Source organism: Paenibacillus alkaliterrae (assembly GCF_021532375.1).
In the GTDB taxonomy this organism is placed as follows: Bacteria; Bacillota; Bacilli; order Paenibacillales; family Paenibacillaceae; genus Pristimantibacillus; species Pristimantibacillus alkaliterrae.
Genome location: NZ_JAKGAP010000048.1, coordinates 18,250 through 39,980, shown reverse-complemented (window position 1 = coordinate 39,980; position 21,731 = coordinate 18,250). Strand labels below are relative to the sequence as shown.

The following is a 21,731-nucleotide window of genomic DNA, read 5'->3' as shown; positions in this document are numbered from 1 at the left end:
CAAACTAATATTCCTACAAGAAGAAAGGTGATTTTATGACACTTAAAGCGAAAATGACACTTGAAAAAGATTTTATGATATCCGAAATCGATAATCGTATTTATGGTTCCTTTATAGAACATCTTGGCCGCGCGGTATACGGCGGCATTTATGAGCCTGGACATCCCGAAGCCGATGAGAACGGATTTCGCCAGGATGTCAGCAAGCTGATCACCGATCTTCAGGTTCCGATCGTCCGGTATCCCGGCGGAAATTTCGTGTCCGGCTATAACTGGGAGGACGGCGTAGGTCCAAAAGAAAACAGGCCGAGAAAGCTTGATCTGGCCTGGCGCGTAACCGAAACAAACCAATTCGGCACGAACGAATTCGTCGATTGGGCGCGCAGCGTAAACACAGAAGTGATGATGGCGGTCAATCTCGGAACTCGCGGGATCGACGAAGCCCGTAATCTTCTCGAATACTGCAACCATCCGGGCGGAACCTATTGGAGCGACCTTCGCAAGCAGCACGGCTGGGCGCAGCCTCATGCCATCAAAACCTGGTGCCTAGGCAACGAAATGGACGGCCCTTGGCAGATCGGGCACAAAACGGCTGACGAATACGGCCGTTTGGCGCTTGAAACAGCGAAAGTCATGAAGTGGGTCGATCCGACGATCGAGCTTGTCTCGTGCGGAAGCTCCAATACGGGCATGCCTACTTTCCCGCAATACGAAGCGGCATCGCTTGAGCATACTTACGAAGCGGTAGACTACGTATCGCTTCATCAGTATTACGGTAACCGCAACAACGATACGGCCAGCTATCTTGCGTATTCACTTGACTTGGACCACTTCATCAAAACGATCAAATCGGTATGTGACTATATTAAAGCGAAGAAACGCAGCAAGAAGACGATCAATCTCAGCTTCGATGAGTGGAACGTATGGTTCCATTCCAACGAAGCCGACAAAAAGATCGAGCCGTGGTCCATTGCGCCTCCACAGCTGGAGGACGTCTACAACTTCGAGGATGCTCTTCTTGTCGGCAGCATGCTCATTACGTTGATCAAACATTCGGATCGCGTTAAGATTGCTTGTCTGGCACAGCTTGTTAACGTTATCGCTCCGATCATGACGGAGAGCGGCGGCGGTTCTTGGAAACAAACGATCTATTATCCGTATCTGCATGCATCTGTTTACGGCAGAGGCATTGCGCTGCAGCCCGTCATTTCGTCACCGAAATACGATTCCAGACAATTCACGGATGTTCCTTACTTGGACAGCGTAGCCGTGTACAACCCGGATAGCGAGGAAGTTACCGTGTTTGCCCTCAACCGGAGTCTGGAGGAAGCAATGACTCTGGAATGCGATATCCGCAGTTACCCGGGTTTTGGCGTAATCGAGCATATCGTGCTTGAAAACGATGATCTGAAAGCTGTAAATACGTTTGGTAAAGAAGCGGTGAAGCCGCATAACAATGGCCATTCCGCCGCTATTGACGGCTTGCTCCAGGCATCGCTGCCGAAGCATTCCTGGCATGTCATCCGCCTCGGCAAAAACAGGGGATGAGTATTTTCTTAACGTGTTGATCGGGATGTTGCTTACACTTGTTGCTTGCAGCATTCCGGAGTAACGAAAGGGGAACCTGCAGAATGGAAATCAAAGTCACCTTTGATCCCTAGCGCATAACGGGACAAAGAGATGCGCGTATACCCCTGATGTTGGCAGCTGGCCCATGCTGCAACCTGTGTGGCGGCCAAAGAAATGATCCGGCTGCTGCAAGGGCATTAATCGTTATTGGTGTAGCAATAAAATAAAGTATTAGACTAGAAATTATCAAGACCAAAATTTAAGAAAATCAAATAACATAAAGGGTTCTACATATTATTCCTAACTAATATGTGGACCCTTTATGTTAAACTATCGACAACATTACACCATCGAATATACTAATCTTTTAATCCCTTTCCACCCAGAATCTGCGGCAAATATTTTTCAACCCTTGACTCTCGAGTTTTGGATTGTTTGGGTTCAGAAAAATAAAAAATGTATGCTCTTTGCCGTCCCGGCGTCAATGCTTCAAAGGCTGTTTTCCGTCGCCTAAATCCTGCAGCGTTCAGGTGACCGTTGGTGTCGTGTCAAGCAGTTTGACGAGATATTAGTGAAAGCGAACACGGGTATTCGGGAATTGGCGTGATAACGTCCGACATTGCACGAATAACAAAAAGCCCCGAGTAACGGGGCTAGTCAACAGTCTTAGCGAGTGTATGTCAATCATACGCTCGCTTTTTTTTATAGAGGGGATCATAGAAATTACTCGGCCTTTTTGAGATTCATCCATCGGAACAGGCTCACTTTGCCGGTTGCATCACACTGCGTGCATTCAATTAAACCGCTTCCATTACAGGCCATACACTTTCCATGTCCATAGCCCAATCCATCACCATTGCAGTCGGCGCATTTTGACTTCCCGGTTCCATCACATGGTTTACACTTCATCATTGTTCCTCCTTCACTGTTTTTTAAATAATGAGGAGCCCGCATAACGGTGTAACGAGATGTAGACGAGTCAAAACTATCATATCATTCTCTATTTGGAGAAAGCAAAACCGATATAAATGGTTTATTTGCGATACATCCTGAAGAAGTCGGACTATTCTGAAATATTCTCCCGCATTCTCCAAATTCCTTATTATGTTAGTCCATCAAGCGGAGGAAACGGTTGGCATGGCATTTCGATTGCAAGGGCGGCATTGTAATTCGGTAAATTAAAACGTAAAGTAAATGATAAGGCTTCACAAGGTGTTCAACCGCCTAGGGGGCTTCTTTTTTAGACACGATGGGGGACGAAGGCGCATGAGAATAACGAGGCAGCTTGCTGATATCATTGTTAAAAAGACGAAGGAACTGACCCTGATGAACATGAATGTCATGGACAGGAATGGAATGATCATCAGCTCCAGCGATCCGCAGCGAATTGGAACACTTCATAAAGGGGCTATTGAAGTAATAAGAACCGAGGATGAAATAATCATTTCGCAGGAAGATACAATGAGGTGGGCGGGGACGAAGCCTGGGATCAATATGCCCATTTTTTTTCAAAATGAGCTTGTCGGGGTCATCGGGATTACCGGACAGGAAGCGGAAGTCATCCCGTTCGGCCGGGCTGTGAAAATGATGACAGAAATGCTGCTGCAGCAGGCGTATTTAACGGAACAAATCGAGATGAAGGCACGAGCCAAGGCATATCTGGTGCAAGAGATGATTTCACCCTCGGAGCAGACATCGAAGGATGTATTGCTTGCCAGAGGGCAGCTGCTCGGTATCGATCTTACTTTACCCCGGTCCATGATGGTTATCCATGTTGAAGTGAACGATAATATGACAAGCGATCTCGATCAAAGCTATTATCGCTTTTCAGAAATTACCCGTTTGTTCAACAACCCAAAGCAGACCTTGCTTGCTCAATTAGGCCTCGACCACTGGGTTGTCATTCCTGAAATTGCAGGTTGCAAAAATGAAAAGCAAGCCAAGGAGGAATTGCTTCACATTTCCTCAAAAATTGCAGCTTTCATTTCGAGCCGGTTTAAAACTGATGCGCAAATTGCAATTGGAAAAGGTTGTAAAAATGTAGATGAGCTCGCGAAATCATTTCAGGAAACGCTAAGCTTATTGAAGATTATTCATAAGTATCCGGAAAAAGGGCAGGTCATGCATATCGATGATGCTGCGCTTGAGTTGATTTTGGGGGAGATATCCGAGACGTCCGGGGAACGGATCATTCGCGAAACATTAGGGGAGCTGCAGCGATATCCTGATCTACTGAATACGCTGCAGTCGTTTTATGACAGTGACATGAACCTTAATGAAACAGCCCGCAAGATGGGGATTCACCGAAATACGCTTATGTATCGTTTCGACCGGATCGAGAGTCTAATCCATGCAAATCCAAAGCAGTTCCGTCAGGCGGTGCGGATCCAATTAGCACTTATGCTGTATAAATACAAGTTGTAAGAGGTTGCAATAGATAATACTTGTGCACAGTGCACTAAAAATGTCGAAAATTTAGACTTGAACTCGTATGCTTTACACATTGAGCGGTGAGGCAATGTTCTATATAATCACAATAGGTTAAAAAGGAGGGAACATAATCGACATGAAAATTGTCATTGCACCGGATTCTTATAAAGGCAGCCTCTCGGCCAAAGAAGTTGGGCTCGCTATTGAAAGGGGAGTTAAGCGGGCAATAAATGAAAGCGCTACCACCGTCGTTGTTCCGATGGCCGATGGCGGCGAAGGCACGATGGACTGTCTGATTGATGCCACAGGCGGGCGTTTCTTGGAAGTTATAGCGAAAAACCCGTTAGGCCGGGACATCAAATCGGGAATCGGCATACTGGGAGACGGCAATACTTGTGTCATCGAAATGGCCATGTCCTCTGGATTATATTTGATCGGGGAGCACGAAAGGAACCCATTGTATACAACGACATACGGCTTCGGTCAGCTCATCGAAGCCGGCCTCGACCATGGCTGCAGGCATTTTATACTTGGCCTGGGCGGAAGCGCGACGAATGACGGCGGGGCGGGAATGCTGCAAGCTTTGGGAGCGGAACTGCTTAACCAGGATGGCCAGCCGTTAGGTTTTGGGGGAGGCGAATTAGGCAAGATTTCAGAAATTCGTCTGGAAGGATTGGACCCGCGTATTGCTGAAAGCGAGTTCATCATCGCTTGCGATGTAAATAGCCCGTTCGTCGGCCCTAGCGGAGCATCGGCCGTTTTCGGACCGCAAAAAGGCGCGACGCCTGAGATGGTGCGGCAGCTTGATCTGAACTTGAAGCATTTTGCCGATTTGATTGAATGCGCGAAAGGTATCGCGATACATGATATTCCCGGAACAGGCGCGGCAGGCGGCTTGTCCGGCGGAATCCTTGCTTTTATGGATGGCCAATTGGAATCAGGCATCTCGATTGTTACTAGAATGACGGATCTCGAATCGGCCATTCAGGATGCGGATCTTGTCATTACCGGGGAAGGGCAGGTTGATTTTCAGACTGCAAGTGGCAAAACGCCGTGTGGAGTTGCGCATGCAGCGAGGAAACACCAAGTGCCTGTCATTGTTTTGGCCGGATCCATCGGACAAGGTATCGAAAGCTTGTATGAGCATGGAGTATCGGCGGTAATCAGCATTCTGAATCGACCGATGCCGCTTGACGAGGCTATGGAGCTGACCGAAACGCTGTTGGAGCAGGCGGCAGAGCAAGTCGTTCGCATTTACAATATACGAGGGGGATTACTATGAACCAAGCAGGATTTGGCCCTGAAATTGTTCAACTGGGACCTGTTATTTTAGTACTATTGCTTTTCAGTATCGTCTTTATCGTGTATGCAACGGCGAAATGGAAACTTCATCCTTTTTTATCCATCATCAGTTCAACCTATATCCTTGCGCTCGGAACGAACCTGATTGGTGAAATTAACGGAGTCGAAGCCCCGATTATTAAAGATATAGGGGCAACCGTTTCCGGAGGCTTCGGCGGCATTATAACAAGTATCGGTCTTGTTATTATTTTCGGTACGATCATTGGTAAAATTTTGGAGAAAACCGGCGCTGCAGTCAAGATGGCTGAGGTCGTGCTCCGATTGCTCGGTGACCGGCATCCGGCGATTGCCATGTCCATTATCGGTTGGATTGTTTCGATTCCCGTGTTTTGCGATTCAGGGTACGTTATTTTGTCTTCTCTGAAAAAGTCGCTGGCAAAGCGCTCAGGCGTGAACGTCGTAACGCTTTCTGTTGCTTTATCTACGGGGTTGTATGCTACGCATACTCTTGTTCCTCCTACACCAGGACCGATTGCGGCTGCGACAAATGTAGGTATCGGACCCGATGGGCTGTTCTGGGTCATTGTTATCGGTTTAATCGTGTCCATACCTGTTGCTTTTGCCGGTTACGTATGGGCCCGAAAAGTAGCGGATAAGCTGCCTTCTACCCTTGACGAGACGACAGAAACTTTTGAGGAATATAAAAAGCGCTTTGGCAAGCTGCCTTCCGCTTGGGCTGCATTCGGACCGATCGTTGTACCGATTATTTTGCTCGCACTAGGTTCTTTAGCTAATTTCCCGGTCGGAGTTGACGCCGCAGGCAATAAAATATTGCTCATGAGCGGCTTCTCCAACACACTGTTTACTTTCCTTGGCTCTCCGGTTAATGCCTTGTTTATCGGCGTTCTGTTAGCGATCTTTACCTTGCTTCCGAAGCGCAACGAAGAAAATTTGACGAAGCTGATGGGTGAAGGCTTGATGGATTCCGCTATCATCATTATGATTACAGGAGCAGGCGGCGCACTGGGAGCAGTCATTAAAGCGACGCCAATTGCCGACTATGTGAAATCGCTGATCGACGGCAACGCAGCATTCGTAGGAGTAGGCGCATTGATTCTTGCCTTTATTATCGCAGCTGTTCTTAAAACGGCACAGGGCAGCTCAACCGCATCGCTCGTTATCACATCGACAATTATGATGCCTTTGCTTCCGTCGCTGGGGTTGACTGAAATGATGGGAACAGTTCCAATCGGACAAATGCTTACTGTAATGGCTATCGGCTGCGGCGCGATGGTGGTCAGCCATGTGAACGATTCCTATTTCTGGGTCGTCACCCAATTCTCCGGCATGAAGCTGAATACCGCTTATCGGGCGCAGACAATGGCTACGCTTGTACAAGGAGTTGTGGGCATTATAGTTGTAGCTATATTAGGTGTCATTTTCCTTTAAGTCATCATTCATTAAAATGACAGGGTACCTGAAATTGATCGTTAGTTATATAACGAAACTGAAAGAGCTCATGCTGACATAGCGTGAGCTCTTTCACATTCATTTAAAGGATATTCAAATGGCGTCACGAAAGATATATTTGGGATTTGAATATTCCGGACAAACTTGCCTATTAAAGGAGGGATTACATGTATACGCTGCTTGTCGTGGACGACGAAAAATGGGTTCGGCAAGGCCTTTCTTTAACCATTGATTGGATGGCGGAAGGAATTGAGCTTATCGGGGAAGCGGAGGATGGAGAAGAAGCGCTTCATAGAATACAGATGGATTCGCCTGACATTATTATTACGGATATTAAGATGCCCAGGATGGATGGATTAGAGTTAATTGAAGCATTAAGGAATCAGCAAAAGAAAGCACATGTGATCATTATCAGCGGCTACAACGATTTCCATTATGCTCAAAAAGCTTTGAAATACGGTGCATACGATTATGTTTTGAAACCAATCGAGGAAACGGCGCTGCTCGAAGTGGTACGCAGGTGTGTAGGTGATCTGGAACAAGAGAACAAACGTCACCTGCATCTAAAGGAGATGTCAGGGCGTATCCGTGAAAGTTTGCCTCTCGCCCGTCAGCATTTTTTGGAAATGCTGCTGCTTGGTCGTACTACCGATACAATAGGGGATCAAGAAGCTAGGTGGCAGACCTTAAATATGGCCTTGAATCCGGATTGCCTGACTGTTCTTACGGTTAAAATCCATCATTGGGGGTCAAGGGCTGAGTGTGAAAGAGACCGTTCATTGATTCGTTTTGCTCTTGGCAATATTGCCGAGGAAATTTCCATGAACTGGGGACAAGCTGTTGCCTGTCCATTAGACAATAACGCGGATACGGAACTGGCTGTGTTGTTTTCGCACGGAATCAGCGCTTACGACAAGGTAAGCTGTATCAATGATGCCTTCTCAAATGGAATGATAGCGTTGGTTCATGCAGCGAAGCATTATTTAGGCATAACCATAAGCATAGGAATCAGTAATGCAGGGAACATGATGAAACTGGCACAATGCTTTGAGGAAGCGCTGAATGCCTGCTCTTTTGCCTTCTATGACGGTTTCGGGAAAGTGTACGATTCGGCACGGCTTCCTATAATAGAAAACAAGCTTCACGCTTATAACGGTCCTGACGGTTCGTGGGAAACAAGGCTTAATCAAGCCATGAGGCTAGGGGATAACAGAGCTATCCATGAATTGGCCGGGCAATTGATCGAGCATTTGCAATCTGCGCGTGAACAAAGTTCACCGCTTAATGTTTCTCGCGGTTTAAGGGTACTGCTCCAGAGTGTAGTGAAAAAGTGGGAGGCGGCGCATCCGTTTATGAAAGCGCCGGGTATAGACATTTTCAACGAAACCATTTTAAACAAGGATTTCACTCTAGCGCAGCTTAGAGAAGAATTGCCGGTTGTCCTCCTGCAGTGCGCTTGCGAATCGCGAGGTACCGGCAATCATAAAAGAATCGTCGAGTTAGGGATGCATTATTCCCATTTGCACTATATGAAAGGGATAACGATGAACGATGTGGCCGAACATCTTTGCCTTAACCCTTCCTATTTCAGTAAAGTGTTTCACGAGGAGGTCGGGGAAACATACAGTAAATATCTTATACGATTGCGAATGGATAAGGCGAAACAACTGCTGAAGACGTCCACGCTCAAAGTCTATGAAATCGCCGAAAAAGTCGGGTATACCGATTTCCGCCATTTTTCCAAAACGTTTAAAGAAATCGAAGGATTGACACCTGGGAAGTACCGTGATCTTGGCATCTAATTCATCCATCCTATCGATAGAGCATTGGAGGTGCGGCATCAAAAGATGAATAATCAATCGAAGTGGCGGTTTGTCGGTTTTAAAATGTTTATTATTTATTTTGTAAGTATGACGATTTCCATTATGGTGATGGGGTATCTTTCCTATAATAAAGCAAAAGAAATTATTCAAGTGAATGTGGGCGGGGTCGCCCTGCAAACGGTTCAGCAAGCAAATAAACGACTTGAAATGATAATGGATGAATATGAAAGTCGATCGTACTTCGTTTTCAGTTACAGGGAATTGCAGAAAGGGATTTTGGGGGAATTTAGGGACAATTACGAAAGGATGCAGAATACCGAGCAAATTTCGAAGTTTTTATCCAGTTTTGCGAATTCAAAAAACGATACAGCGAATGTATTTATTTTTGGGGAATATGCCTCCTCTTATAACTATTCTTTGACAAGCAGCCCTACTTTCTCCGTTCGGTCTCCCATCGATAAAATGAAACAGGAGCAAGATTGGTATAAGGAAATAAAAGATGCTGACGGTCGAATGGTCTGGTTTGGGATCCGTCCTTCTTTTATTCAAGAAAATCAATCATCAGAGGAGGACAAGCCTGTTTTTTGCTATGGACGGGCTTTGAAAGATATTTGGGGCAATGGCGAAATCATCGGTGTATTGTTAATTGAGATCGACCCGTCCGAAATTCAACAGATTTTATCGGAAATTGATTTTAAAGCATTGGGTACGTCTATTATTGTTGATCGGGACAACAACGTTGTCGGAGACTCTGATGGCCGGAGCCTTATGCGTCCTTTCGCTCTGGAACTGGCCGCTGAAATTGAAAGTAGCGGTATAACAAATAAGGTGCTTGACGGAAAAGAGATGGTGGTTGTTTATGATCAAATGGATAAAAACGATTGGAAGCTTGTCGGGATGGCTCCGGCTGGGCAATTAGTGAAAGATTCGCGCGAGATTCGGTTGTATACCTTTTATCTTGCTATTGGATTTACGGTCGTAGCTGTCATCTTGGCTTGGACAATCGCCCGTCAAATGCATCATCCCGTTCAGATCCTGCTTCGGTCGATGCGTAAAGCCAAAGAAGGGGACTTCGAAATTCAGATCACGAATCATCGCAAAGATGAATTCGGTATTCTATTTGATAGTTTCAACATAATGGTATCCAGGATCAAAAGCTTGATCAATGAACTGTACATTCAGCGGCTTCTGAAAAAAGAAAATCAATTAAAAATGCTGGCTTCCCAAATTAATGCCCATTTTATTTACAATACGCTCGATTCGATTCATTGGATTTCCCGCATTCACAAGGTGCATGATATCAGTACGATGATATTCGGTCTGTCTAATTATTTGCGGATTAGTTTAAGTGATGGAAGGGACAAGGTTACGGTAAGGGAGGCGGTATCGTTAGTAGAGAGCTATTTATCGGTCCAAAAGGTACGTTACCAGGACAAGTTTGAGGTGAATCTGGAGGTGGATAGCGAATTATTGGATTATCCGGTTTTAAAATTCATCTTTCAACCGCTGGTAGAAAATGCGATTTACCATGGAATTGAGAATAAAAAGGGAACAGGCCGCCTCGATATTCGTTGGATTCAGAAGAACGGTCTTCTCTTCTTTGAGGTCATTGACGACGGCGTCGGAATCACTCCTAAGAAGCTGAAGCAGATTGAAGAAGCGCTTGAAAGTAATGATTTTACTCAGGAGGACCATTTTGCGCTTAAAAATATTAACAGTCAGATCAAGCTTGCTTACGGCGAACAGTACGGATTGGATTTGGAAAGCGGACTTACAGGCGGCACGAAGGTGACATTGATGTTACCATTAAGTTAAGCCGAAAAACACCCAAAAAACACACAAAAAACAAAAGTGCTCTCCTTACTTGATTATTATGAAAACGTATACAATTTAGTTAACCCGAGAGAGATTGCATAATTATTAATTTAATGACAGGGAGGCTAACTAATGAAAAGAAAGACGGGTCTAAACGCTTGGCGGAACAGGAAATGGACTTCAATTCTTCTCGGTTTCACCTTAGTGTTCACCTTGGTATTGGCGGGCTGCAGCAGCAAGAACGCAGGATCGGAAAGCGATGCCGACAACGCATCGGAGCCTGAAAAACCCGGCAGCGCTGACAAGGTTACCATTGATTTTTGGTTTCCTTGGGGCGGAGATTATCAGAAAGATTTTAAAAAGTACGTTGTCGATGAGTTTGAGAAAAAATACCCTAACATTAAAGTGAAGATGACGTTTGTAGAAGCGTCCGGCCAAACACAATCGTCGGACAAGCTGTTGACTGCAATCGCCGGAGGCAATCCCCCGGATGTAGCGCTGTTTGACCGCTTCTTAGTTGGTTCTTGGGCTGCCAAAGAGTCCCTTACAGATTTGACTGAATTTGTTGAAAGGGATGGGATAGCGTCTAATGATTACTATAAAAGCGTTTGGAACGAGAGTGTTTATGAGGATAAGGTATATGCTTTGCCTTGGGGCACCGATAACCGGGCCATGTATTACAATAAAACGATGATGCAAAAAGCAGGACTGGATCCAAACAACCCGCCGAAGACAATGGCTGAATTGGATGAAATGGCGGAAGCCACGTTTGTCAAAGGCAAAAACGGCAAATATGATGAAATTGGTTTCATACCATGGATGAATCAAGGCTTCTTATATACGCAAGGCTGGAACTGGGGCGGCGAGTGGGAGAAGGACGGTGAGCTGACGCCGAACAATCCGCAAATCGTAAAGGCTTTGGATTGGATGGCCGGATATGCGAAGAAATACGATATTGAAAATTTAACCAGCTTCTCGACCGCGATCGGCCAGACGGGAATGAATCCTTTTTGGACAGGGAAAGTGGCCTTTGTGTTCGACGGCAACTGGGTTTTGAACGATCTTAGCAAATATAAGCCCGAATTCGAATGGGGTGTGGCGCCGATGCCGGCTGCTGATGGCTATCCATCTGTTACTTGGGCCGGCGGTTGGTCATATGTTGTTCCGAAGGGTGCAAAACATACGAATGAAGCATGGGAATTTGTGAAATTTGTTGCTCATAAGGAAGGTACACTGTTATGGAACAAACGTCCGACGGCAGGCAATGATATTAGCGTTATGCCTTCCGTCAACGAAGAGCTGAAATTAGCTGAAAACCCCAACCTCAAAATATTTTTAGATATGATGCCTAATGCTTTTGCAAGACCGGTAACGCCAGTGGGTTCCTTCTTATGGAATGAAACGATGCGTGTACAAGATTTGGCCATAAACGGCAAAGGCGAAGCTCAGCAACTGCTGGATGAAGTCAAAAAGAACGTAGATGCTGAATTGGCTAAGCTTAACAAATAGCAAACGCTAATGAGGGAAGGGGAGGCTGCTCATCCCCTTCTCACCTGCTGCGCTCTTATCATCTGCTCTTAAAAGGAGGGAATGTTATTGGTCAAGCCCAAGAAAACACGATTTGAGAGAAAGATGGCATTGTACGGAGTTATTTTTACTTTGCCTTGGATACTGGGGCTGCTGCTGTTCCATGCCTATCCGCTCATCATGTCGATCTATTACAGTTTCACCTCTTACAGCATCCTTGACCCCGGGGAGTGGGTTGGTTTAGAGAACTATCAAACGATGTTCAAAGATCATGTCTTTTGGGTAAGTATTTATAATACACTCTATTTTACTGTTTTTTTCGTTCCGATCAGCATTATTTTCGGGGTAGGTCTTGCTCTTATCTTAAACTTGAAAATCCGCGGCCAAGGCATTTATCGGACGATGTTCTTTATGCCAAGCCTGGTGCCGCCGATCGCGACGACGATTATTTGGCTGTGGCTGCTCAATCCGCAGTTCGGACTGGTCAATCATTGGCTGGAACAGGTCGGAATTCCGGGTCCGGCTTGGCTGGGAAGCGAGTATTGGTCTAAACCGTCGCTCATTCTGATGAGCTTATGGGGTGTAGGACAGTCCATCGTTATTTATCTTGCGGGATTGCAAGACATTCCTCAGGATTATTATGATGCCGCTGATGTCGACGGAGCCAACATGATACAGCGTTTGAAGAATATCACATTGCCTCTTCTGACTCCTGTCATATTTTTCAACCTCATTATGGGAACGATTGGAGCCTTACAAAACTTTGTGCTCCCCTATACCTTATCGAACGGGCAGGGAACACCGGCGAACTCGATGATGTTCTATGTCATGTATCTTTATACGAATGGTTTCGGCTATTTGAAGATGGGATATGCGTCCGCCATGGCGTGGATTCTTTTCTTGATCGTAGTGATACTGACTGCGTTAATCTTTATTTCTCAGAAACGCTGGGTCTACTATCAAGGAAAAGATTAGGGGGCATAGTCGATGAAATCTCCGCAATCCGTTAAGCGAATACAAAATGCAAGTGCGCATACATTTCTTATTATAGTCGGTTTGTTCTTCTTATTGCCGTTTATTTGGATGGTATCCACCTCATTGAAACCGGATAATGAGTTATTTCTTTGGCCGCCCAAATGGATTCCCGGTCTGCTTGTATGGAGCAACTATCCCGAATCGGTAAACTACGTGCCATTCTTCAATTACTTGGGGAATACACTGACCATTTCCGGATTGGCGACTCTCGGCGTCTTGTTTGCCTGTCCTTTGGTAGCTTACGGGATTGCCCGTATCCCCTGGAAAGGCGCGAAGCCGCTCTTTGCCATAACGTTGGTCGTCATGATGGTGCCTTATCAAGTTACGATGATTCCCATCTTTATTTTATTTAAAAATTTCGGTTGGGTGGGGACAAACATTCCGCTTTGGCTGCCTGCATTTTTCGGAGCGCCGTTCTTTATCTTTTTGCTCCGGCAGTTTTTTATGGGACTGCCGAGGGAATTGGAGGATGCGGCGCGGATAGACGGGGCGTCGGAACTGTTAATTTATTGGAAGATCATGCTGCCGTTATGTAAACCTGCTTTGTTAACAATTGCTCTATTTCAGTTTATGGGAAGTTGGACGGACTATCAGGGACCATTGATTTATTTGTCGGATGAGAGTAAGTATACGATCATGTTAGGGCTGCAGGCATTTAAGACCCAGCACGGGGCTGAATGGCAAATGTTAATGGCCGCTTCTGTCTTAGTTACACTTCCGATTATCATTCTTTACTTTCTGGTTCAAAAATCCTTTATTCAAGGGATAACCTTCTCAGGTATTAAATGAAAAAATGATAATAGCAGTTAATTGGAGGGATAGGTGTTGAACAAAGTTCGGATAGGGATGATCGGAACCGGCGGCATTTCCCATTTGCATGCGTCAATTGTTGGAATTGGATGAGGTTGAAATTATTTCTATAGCGGATACGAATCCCGCCAGCCGGGATTCGTTTGTTTCGAAGTTTGAGCTGCAGGATGTGAAGCAATTTGATGATTATAAAGAGATGCTGGCTCAAGCCGATATGGATGCGGCAGTTATTTGTTCCCCGCATACGCTTCATTTTCAGCAAGCGTTGGATGTGTTGGAAAGCGGCTGCCATGTATTAATCGAAAAGCCGATGACCTGTTCCTCCGAAGAAGCTGAACAATTGATCATTGCAGCTGAACAAGCGGAAAAGCTGCTGCAGGTGTCCTACCAACGGCATTTCCTGCCGGAATTCCTCTATATCCGTCAGGCGATCACCGATGGATTAATAGGGAAGCTAACCTCAATCAACGCTACTCTTTATCAGGAATGGAAACAGGGAACAGTCGGTACATGGAGGCAAATGCCAGGTTTATCGGGCGGGGGGATGCTGATGGATTCCGGCAGCCACATTGTTGACATGCTGCTTTGGACGACAGGTATGACTCCTGTAGAGGTAAAGCCGCAGCTTCATCAGCAGGGGGCGCCTGTAGAAATCGATACCTTTACGTCGATACGCTTTGCTGAAGGGGCTATAGCCGGGTTAAACATTATAGGTTTCGCTCCGTGTTGGCATGAAACCTTTGTGTTTTGCGGTGAGGACGGCGCTATTTTTTACGATAACGGAAAGATTACGCTGCGGCGTTTGGGGGAGAAACCGATTATTCCGAAACTTCCGGAGCAAACGACGAATCAGGATAAGAGCTTCGTCGACGCCATTTTAGGACGCCATGAAGTGATGGTACCCGGTATTTTCGCGAAAAAAGTGGTTAGTCTTACAGAGATGATTTACCAATCAGCAGGCTATAAACCTTATTAGGAGAGGGATAGAACCTATGAATTTCAAATTAGGTATGCGAATTCCGCCAAAAATCGGTTCAGAAGGAATTGAAAAGGCGGCAAAATGGGCTTCCGGTATACAGTTGGATGTACTGGATGTGCCGGCGCTTACTCCGGAAGTCAAACGGAATTGCGATACAGCCGGGATCGGGATTGGTTCTGTCGATGCCGTACATATGAGTCAATTGCTGAGCAAAGACGATTCCCGCCGCGCGAATGCGGTTGAAGAAGTTAAAAAGCAAATGACCGAAATGGCTCCATTAGGCGGTCGGGTGATGTTTATGTGTCTTGTGCCGGAAGACCATAGCTTGCCTCGGCGCGAGAGCTTTGCCATTTGGAAAGATACGTTCCCGGATCTGATCCGGCATGCGGAACGAGAGGGGGTCGGTCACGGTCAAGTAAAATGGGATCAGGTTGCAGTGAGGCTGGAACGAATAGGCTACCGGGGGGCAATCAGCATCGAGCTGGAGGACCATCGCTACTGGGGTTCCATAGAATCGGAACGTCAGGGGATTGTTAAGGCGGTCGAACATTTGGAGCTGTATTTCAAATAGTTCAAACTGGAATCATAAGGAATAATAAATGAACAAGGAGCCAGCGCCGCTCTCCTCGTGGCGAACGGCATCGTCAAAGGAGACGGCACCAATCTGAAAGGAGCTTAATGGTTTAATACGGCTATTCAATGACTAATACGAAAGCGTGAGAAAAAAGCAGCCCCTCCCAAAATTGGGCGGGGGCTGCTTTTTTTCGCGAAATGCGGATAGAACACATGTTACTATGCGATCGTTGTTTTTTTACTTCACTCCGCCATATAATTCTTCTGATACTGCCCCGGCGTAAGTCCACTTCTTGGGGTTCAGACAGCAAAACGCGAAAAACGTACGCTAACGATTGTATTGCATGAAAAAGGCCTCTAAAGGTTGCGAGAAAGTCTTACTCCTTGACCGACCCGATTAATAAGCCTTTGATGAAATATTTCTGAAGGAAAGGATAGAATAGGACGATCGGTCCGATCGTCAGAATAGCAGTTGCCATTTTTACGGACTCACTCGGCAAAACCGTAGTTGGGCTCGTATTCATCATACTCTGCATCTGCTGAATCATGCTGATTTCAGAGTTTAACTTAAATAGCAGGTACTGCAGCGGATAGAGCTTCTCATTGTCAACCAGCATGATTGCATTAAACCAGTTGTTCCAGTAGCCAATGCCGTAAAACAGAGTTATTGTGGCGAGCACCGGCAGACTGAGCGGAAAACAAATACGAAAAGCGATGTAAATATCATTGGCCCCGTCAATTCTGGCCGCCTCGGTTAACGTGTTCGGAATTTGTTTCATATAGTTTCGCACTAGAAACAAGTTAAATGGATTAAACAGCATGGAAGGAATAATTAATGCCCAAATCGTGTTCTGGAGGCCCAGGCCTGAACTGATCAAATACCATGGCACAATTCCAGTGTTGAACACCATCGTGATGAAAAAAAACATCGCAAGCTGATTCCGATATTTAATATGCATGCTTGATAAAGTGTAACCGGCTAAGCCTGTAATGAGAACGGCGATGGTTGTCCCTATCACCGTAATTAGGATCGAGATGAAATAGCTTTGATAAAGCGGCGTATTGCCGAATAAAAGCAGGTTGTATGCTTCGAAGGAGAACTTCTCAGGTAATAATTGATAGCCGTTCATCTGAATCATTTTCTCATCTGTGAACGATACTATAAAAATCAAGATTAATGGCAAAGTGCACAATATAGAGAAGATGCTGATAAACATCACATTTAAAGTGTCAAACAGGCGGTTTTTAGGCATAAGAATTCACTCCTTTTTTAAAACAATGCATTGTCCGGATTTATTTTTTTGACAATTTTATTGCTGCCGTACACAAGAATGAAACCTACCACAGCCTGGTAAAGCCCGATTGCCATGGCTTGAGCGGGGTTACCGATATTTCTTAGAGAACGGAATACATAGGTGTCAATAACGTCTGTCGTTGGATATAACAGACCATTATCTTTAACAATGGCGTAGATCATGTCGAAGCTACCATACATAATTTTGCCCAGCGCTAGCAGAGAAAGAATAATAATGGTCGGAAACAGAAGCGGAATGGTGATATGTCGAATGAGCTGCCAACGATTCGCGCCGTCAATTCTGCCTGCTTCATAATAACTGCCATCAATCCCTGTAATCGCAGCTAAGTAAATAACTAGTGAAATACCGATGTCTTTCCAAACGCTAGAGCCGACCAAAATGGCCGTCCAATACTCAGGTGAGGAGTACCAGTTAACAGAACTTAGATTTAGCGATGTTAAGGTACGGTTGGCAATGCCATAATCCGTTGAAAAGATACTGTAAAGAATGTAACTAACGACAACCCATGATAAAAAATGTGGGAATAGAATAGTTGATTGTGTAATTTTTGAAAACAGACGACTTCGAAGTTCGTTAAACAAAATAGCCAATATCAGAGCGACTAGCGTACCGAATACAATGAACAGAAGGTTCAGCTTTATGGTATTAAACGTAATCTGCCAGGCGCGTGAAGAAGAAAAGAAAAATTTGAAGTTATCGAACCCGATCCAGGGTGACCCGAATATACCGGTCTTGTAATTAAACTTCTGGAATGCAATAAGCATATAAGGCATTGTCAGGTATCCGAAAATGATCGTGTATACAGCTGCAGGCAGAACAAGGATATAGGCGGTAAAATTTTTTTGAAGTTCTCTAAAGATGGAATCTCTTTTCCTTGCCTCATTCATAAATAGATGCACGTCCTCTCATAGGTTTTAATCGTATTACTGGATGTTGGCTCTACTGATTAGTTTAGGGATAAGGGGAGAGGAAGGTAAACTATGAAATTTGTAAGTTCTTTATAAATCAACGGAAATCGCATTTCATTAATTAGTAATTCCTTCGAATATGGGGGATGGACTTCAATTTTTATATATGATGTAGATATAATTAAGTAAAATGAGATCAAAAAACGGGGGGCCAAGGCCGATGCAGATTAGACAGAGGGTAATTCGTTATTCGATATATCGGAATATGTTTCTCAGTTTTCTCCTCCTCACTTCAGTCATAATAGCGATTGTATGCGCAGTGTTATTCACACTCTTCTCATGGAGTACTGCCAAGGAAGTGGGAAATATTTCCGAATCTATGCTGCAGCAGAACAGCTATGTTGCCAAAGTCATTAAAGACCAAGTGTATAATTTGGGCAACCAACTACTAAATGATAAAGAAATTGTCGCGGCGATGTTGGACAAGCAACGGGACCTTGTAAAAGAATATCATGCGGTCAATGCGCTCCGATCCATTCAAATTAATTATCCGTTTATTCAGATGATCGGAATTTATAACGGTTCCACGGAACAATATATCAACACAACAGGCGTTTCGTTTGAACAGGAAAGAGTAAGCTTATCGTTAATTAAGGAGAGCCGTAAGGCGTATTTTAATTTTACTCCGCGTCAAGTAATAGACCCTGTGCAGGGCGGCAGAACGGCAAATGTATTAACGTTTATTTTATTGCCGAGCTATTATTCGCAGCTGCCTCCCGGCGGCATAATCGTTATTAATATTGATGAAAGCTATGTTCAGAAGCTGATCGGCGGATACAAAAATTACAGTACAAACTCGTTATATGTCATGGATTTTGACGGGAACGTCGTTACGCACTCTAATTCAGAGGAATTCATGAAAAATCTTTCATCGGAATCATATGCGCAGCGGATTCTCTCTGAGGATAAAGATGCGGGGTACTTTAACATAGAAATCGAAAAGCAAAAAAACTTGGTCAGTTACGTGAAATCACCTGAAATGAACTGGGTGTTTGTAAATGTGAGCAAGTACGACAATCTGTTGTTTAATATGAACACTTTAAAATGGTCGACACTCGTCATTGCTCTCATTATGTTCGCGCTTAGCATGATTGTTTCTGTCTGGTTGACTAATCGTACATACAATCCGATTCGAAATCTCATGGATAAGATTTTCGGGCAATTTGCAGCCGAGCAGAATAACCTAAAAATTAACGAATTTGATTTATTGGATACGAAATTTTCGGATATTATCGAGCAGTTATCTGCGATGGAATCAGCCATGCCCGCAGCACAGCGCGCGGAATTGCTGAAATACTTCAAGGGAAGCCAGCTTGATCTTTCCAATAAATTTGCGCAGGACTGGGAAGGCCCTTATTTCTCAGTCATTGTTATTACGATTGATTCTTTTGAGCAATTTAGAAGAGCGCATTCTGTTAAAGCGCAATCCTTGACGCATTTTGCAATCTGCAACATGGCAGAGGAGCTCTTATCGAAGCTCTTTAAGATGAACTTGCTCATCATCGAAGAAGGTGAAATTGGTGTTTTGGTCCAACACAGTCAGGACAACTATCCGCCGGATTTAGTCGAATTGTTACAAGAACTCCAAAGTAAAATGCTTTCTTATTTCAAGCTGTCCCTTACGGCTGGGATCGGACCGGCTGTTGATTCGGTTTACCATATAAAGGAATCCTATTCAATCGCTAAAGAAAGCGTGAGAGGACGCTTTTTCGAGGGGAAAGGAAAAATTTTTGAATCCAGTCATATCGTTAATGATTTATCTGATGAGGATCGGGAATACCCCGTTAAGCAGGAGAAGAAAATGGTTGATGCGATCAGGATGAACGGAAAGCATAGAGCCGTTAGTGAAGTCGATCATTTCATAAAAGAGCTGTATCAATGCGATTATCAGCAAGCGCTATTTTTTCTTAATCAGCTAGTTACTTCATTATATAAGCAATTTAATACAGGGATGCGAAAGGACGATGCGGGCTCCGATCTGCTGCTGAATCTATTCAGAACGCTTCCGACTTACGAGACACTTGCTGAGATTAATGAGGAATTGATAAACATCGTAAATCATCTGTGCGATCAACTTAAAGAAACGTCGAATCATCAAAATATAGAAGTGGTAGAAGATATCCGGAAGTATATTAAGGAGAACTATGCTAAGCCGGATCTATCTTTGGAGTGGATGGCCGGAGAGGTAAAGCTATCGCGAGGATACTTGGGAAAGCTGTTTAAAGCGCAAATTGGAGTTTCGTTTAATGATTATCTTAACACTGTCCGGATGGAGCAGGCAAAGTTGTTACTGCTGGAAACGGATGAATCGGTCCAAGTGATCAGTGAAAAAATCGGGATCTATAACAATACTTATTTCTATACGCTCTTCAAAAAGAGTTATCACGTCTCACCCGCGCAATATCGCATTCAAATGAGCAAAAAATTAAAGAACAGTATCAAATAATGGAGGTCGGATTTTATTGCAAATCTGGATATTACTCAATATTGAAGTTTACTCCACCATTTTCTATCGCTTACACTGATTGTGCCGAATTACAAGGGCATCAATTCTACGTGAAAAAGGGAGATGGTCGAATGAAAGCAAGAAAAAAAAGCTTTGTTATTATGGCTGCTTTGTTTCTCGTAATTGCTATTCTGTCAGGCTGCGCAACATCAAATGAAAGAAATGCTGCCGGCAACCAAGGATCAAAGGATCCCGGTCAAAAGCTGCCTGTCCGATACTTGCTGCCGGGCAACGCTCCGGAAGATTTGGCTGCAGCTGTAGCCGGAATTAATAAGAAGCTTGAAGCTGATGGCTTGCAGTTGACTTATGAACCGATCTATATTCCGTGGGATGTATGGGATCAGAAAACCAATCTGATGATGTCCACTGGAGAAGAATTCGAAATTATCGCGATCATGCACGATCTGAAAAGCCCGAATGTTCTTGTCGGTAACGGGGGCATTATTCCTATTGATGATTTGTTAGAGAAACATGGCCCTGAATTGAAAAAAATGCTGCCGGATTGGATATGGGAGTCAGCAGTCATCAACGATAAGATATACTATGTCCCGAATTTCTGGATAGATACCGCGTTCAGCAACGGCATGGTGACGATGCGTTCCGATTTGCTGGAGAAGAATGGGCTTCAACCGCCGGCAACACCTGACGACTTGTTAACAGCTGCCGAAACCATTAAGAAGAACTGGCCGGAAGACGATAAGAATGTCTTTATTAAGATGCTTGATGAGCCCGCACACTACTTGCACAATACGTATGAATCTTTTCCTTTCACAGTCGTAGACAATATGATTTATGTGGATCAAGAAGGCAATGTTAAATCGTGGATCGAGTCGGAGGAATTTAAGAACGACGTCGAATATATGAGAACAGCTTACGAACGCAAACTGATCCATCCCGATGTACTGACTGTTCCGACCGAGGTTATGAGTCAGGAAGAGAAAGCGGGACGTTATCTTTACCGTCCGGGTGATGTGAGTATTGACGATCAAGTCAGAGAGCGGTTCCCTGGCGCAGAAGCGGACATTTATTATTTGGGGGATAAAACGCAATTCAGGTCTTACGCGATCCGTAATTCCAACGGTATTTCTGCTACATCCCCTCACCCAGAGGCAGGTGTACAATTTCTGAACTGGGTATACTCAAGCCAGGAAAACTTTGATCTAGTGACGAACGGGATTGAAGGCGAGCATTGGAAGGATACGGGGAAAAATCTGAAGGAAACGCTGAAGTTCAACAAGAACGGCGGTTCGGCTTATGAATTGGCTGTTTGGCTGCTTGGACATGTCGAAATGAACCGCTATCCGACGAATTATGATATAAACTTTCTTACGCGGAGAACGACCATCGCAGACGATGCAGTTAACAGTATCACCATCGGCTTCAATTTTGACCCTACTCCGGTTGCGGCTGAGTATGCGAACGTTGTAGCGGAAATGAAAACGAGTGTTGATCCGCTTACCTTCGGTGTAGTCAGTTACGATAAAGCCCATGCCGAGATAGTAAGCAATATGAAAGCGGCTGGACTTGATAAGGTTGTTGCAGAATACGAGAAGCAATTCAAAGCTTGGCTCGCATCGAAATAAGGCTCTGAAATATAGTGAATGGATAA

At 44.7% G+C, this 21,731-nt stretch carries 15 protein-coding genes and 1 pseudogene; 13 read left to right on the top strand and 3 right to left on the bottom strand.

Annotated elements, in window-relative coordinates; all coding sequences use genetic code 11:
- The first annotated feature begins 35 nt into the window (after positions 1-35).
- On the top strand, positions 36-1,547 hold the full coding sequence (gene arfA, locus L1N85_RS19000; RefSeq protein WP_235240622.1) for an arabinosylfuranosidase ArfA: 1,512 nt from the start codon (positions 36-38) through the stop codon (positions 1,545-1,547).
- A 380-nt stretch (positions 1,548-1,927) separates the two neighbouring features.
- Here the strand turns inward: arfA and L1N85_RS18995 are convergent.
- Positions 1,928-2,071: pseudogene (locus L1N85_RS18995) on the bottom strand (YdeI/OmpD-associated family protein); the annotation flags it as partial.
- Positions 2,072-2,834: 763 nt separating this feature from the next.
- Here L1N85_RS18995 and L1N85_RS18990 point away from each other — a divergent pair.
- The 10 genes from L1N85_RS18990 to L1N85_RS18945 all read left to right on the top strand — a co-directional run bounded on the left by L1N85_RS18990 (position 2,835) and on the right by L1N85_RS18945 (position 15,330).
- The gene (locus tag L1N85_RS18990; RefSeq protein WP_235240621.1) at positions 2,835-3,992 is read left to right on the top strand and encodes a CdaR family transcriptional regulator; all 1,158 of its coding nucleotides are present in this window, start codon (positions 2,835-2,837) and stop codon (positions 3,990-3,992) included.
- A 142-nt stretch (positions 3,993-4,134) separates the two neighbouring features.
- Positions 4,135-5,280 (top strand): glycerate kinase, encoded by a 1,146-nt coding sequence (locus tag L1N85_RS18985; protein ID WP_235240620.1) that lies wholly within the window; start codon positions 4,135-4,137, stop codon positions 5,278-5,280.
- Positions 5,277-6,749 (top strand): GntP family permease, encoded by a 1,473-nt coding sequence (locus tag L1N85_RS18980; RefSeq protein WP_235240619.1) that lies wholly within the window; start codon positions 5,277-5,279, stop codon positions 6,747-6,749. The genes L1N85_RS18985 and L1N85_RS18980 overlap by 4 nt, the downstream gene beginning before the upstream one ends.
- Positions 6,750-6,937: 188 nt before the next feature.
- A complete protein-coding gene (locus L1N85_RS18975; protein WP_235240618.1) occupies positions 6,938-8,572 on the top strand; it encodes a response regulator transcription factor in 1,635 nt (544 codons plus the stop codon).
- A 45-nt stretch (positions 8,573-8,617) separates the two neighbouring features.
- On the top strand, positions 8,618-10,408 hold the full coding sequence (locus tag L1N85_RS18970; RefSeq protein ID WP_235240617.1) for a cache domain-containing sensor histidine kinase: 1,791 nt from the start codon (positions 8,618-8,620) through the stop codon (positions 10,406-10,408).
- A 132-nt stretch (positions 10,409-10,540) separates the two neighbouring features.
- Entirely contained in the window at positions 10,541-11,917 is a 1,377-nt protein-coding gene (locus tag L1N85_RS18965) for an ABC transporter substrate-binding protein (RefSeq protein ID WP_235240616.1), read from the top strand.
- A gap of 81 nt (positions 11,918-11,998) precedes the next feature.
- Positions 11,999-12,910: a carbohydrate ABC transporter permease gene (locus L1N85_RS18960; protein WP_407946517.1), complete on the top strand. Its 912-nt coding sequence runs from the start codon at positions 11,999-12,001 to the stop codon at positions 12,908-12,910.
- A 12-nt stretch (positions 12,911-12,922) separates the two neighbouring features.
- Positions 12,923-13,759 carry a carbohydrate ABC transporter permease gene (locus L1N85_RS18955; RefSeq protein ID WP_235240614.1) on the top strand — a complete coding sequence of 279 codons (837 nt, stop codon included), beginning with the start codon at positions 12,923-12,925 and terminating at the stop codon, positions 13,757-13,759.
- Positions 13,760-13,847: 88 nt separating this feature from the next.
- Entirely contained in the window at positions 13,848-14,756 is a 909-nt protein-coding gene (locus L1N85_RS18950; RefSeq protein WP_235240613.1) for a Gfo/Idh/MocA family protein, read from the top strand.
- A gap of 16 nt (positions 14,757-14,772) precedes the next feature.
- Complete coding sequence (locus L1N85_RS18945) at positions 14,773-15,330, top strand: hypothetical protein (protein WP_235240612.1); 558 nt, start codon at positions 14,773-14,775, stop codon at positions 15,328-15,330.
- A 379-nt stretch (positions 15,331-15,709) separates the two neighbouring features.
- Here the strand turns inward: L1N85_RS18945 and L1N85_RS18940 are convergent, their stop codons facing one another.
- Entirely contained in the window at positions 15,710-16,585 is an 876-nt protein-coding gene (locus tag L1N85_RS18940) for a carbohydrate ABC transporter permease (protein WP_235240611.1), read from the bottom strand.
- A gap of 17 nt (positions 16,586-16,602) precedes the next feature.
- Positions 16,603-17,535 carry an ABC transporter permease gene (locus L1N85_RS18935; RefSeq protein ID WP_235240610.1) on the bottom strand — a complete coding sequence of 311 codons (933 nt, stop codon included), beginning with the start codon at positions 17,533-17,535 and terminating at the stop codon, positions 16,603-16,605.
- 379 nt (positions 17,536-17,914) lie between these two features.
- Between L1N85_RS18935 and L1N85_RS27670 the strand changes: the two genes are divergently transcribed.
- Positions 17,915-20,062, top strand: coding sequence for a helix-turn-helix domain-containing protein (locus L1N85_RS27670; protein ID WP_235240609.1), 2,148 nt, complete (start codon positions 17,915-17,917; stop codon positions 20,060-20,062).
- A gap of 131 nt (positions 20,063-20,193) precedes the next feature.
- Complete coding sequence (locus L1N85_RS18925) at positions 20,194-21,705, top strand: extracellular solute-binding protein (RefSeq protein ID WP_235240608.1); 1,512 nt, start codon at positions 20,194-20,196, stop codon at positions 21,703-21,705.
- Positions 21,706-21,731: the final 26 nt, after the last annotated feature.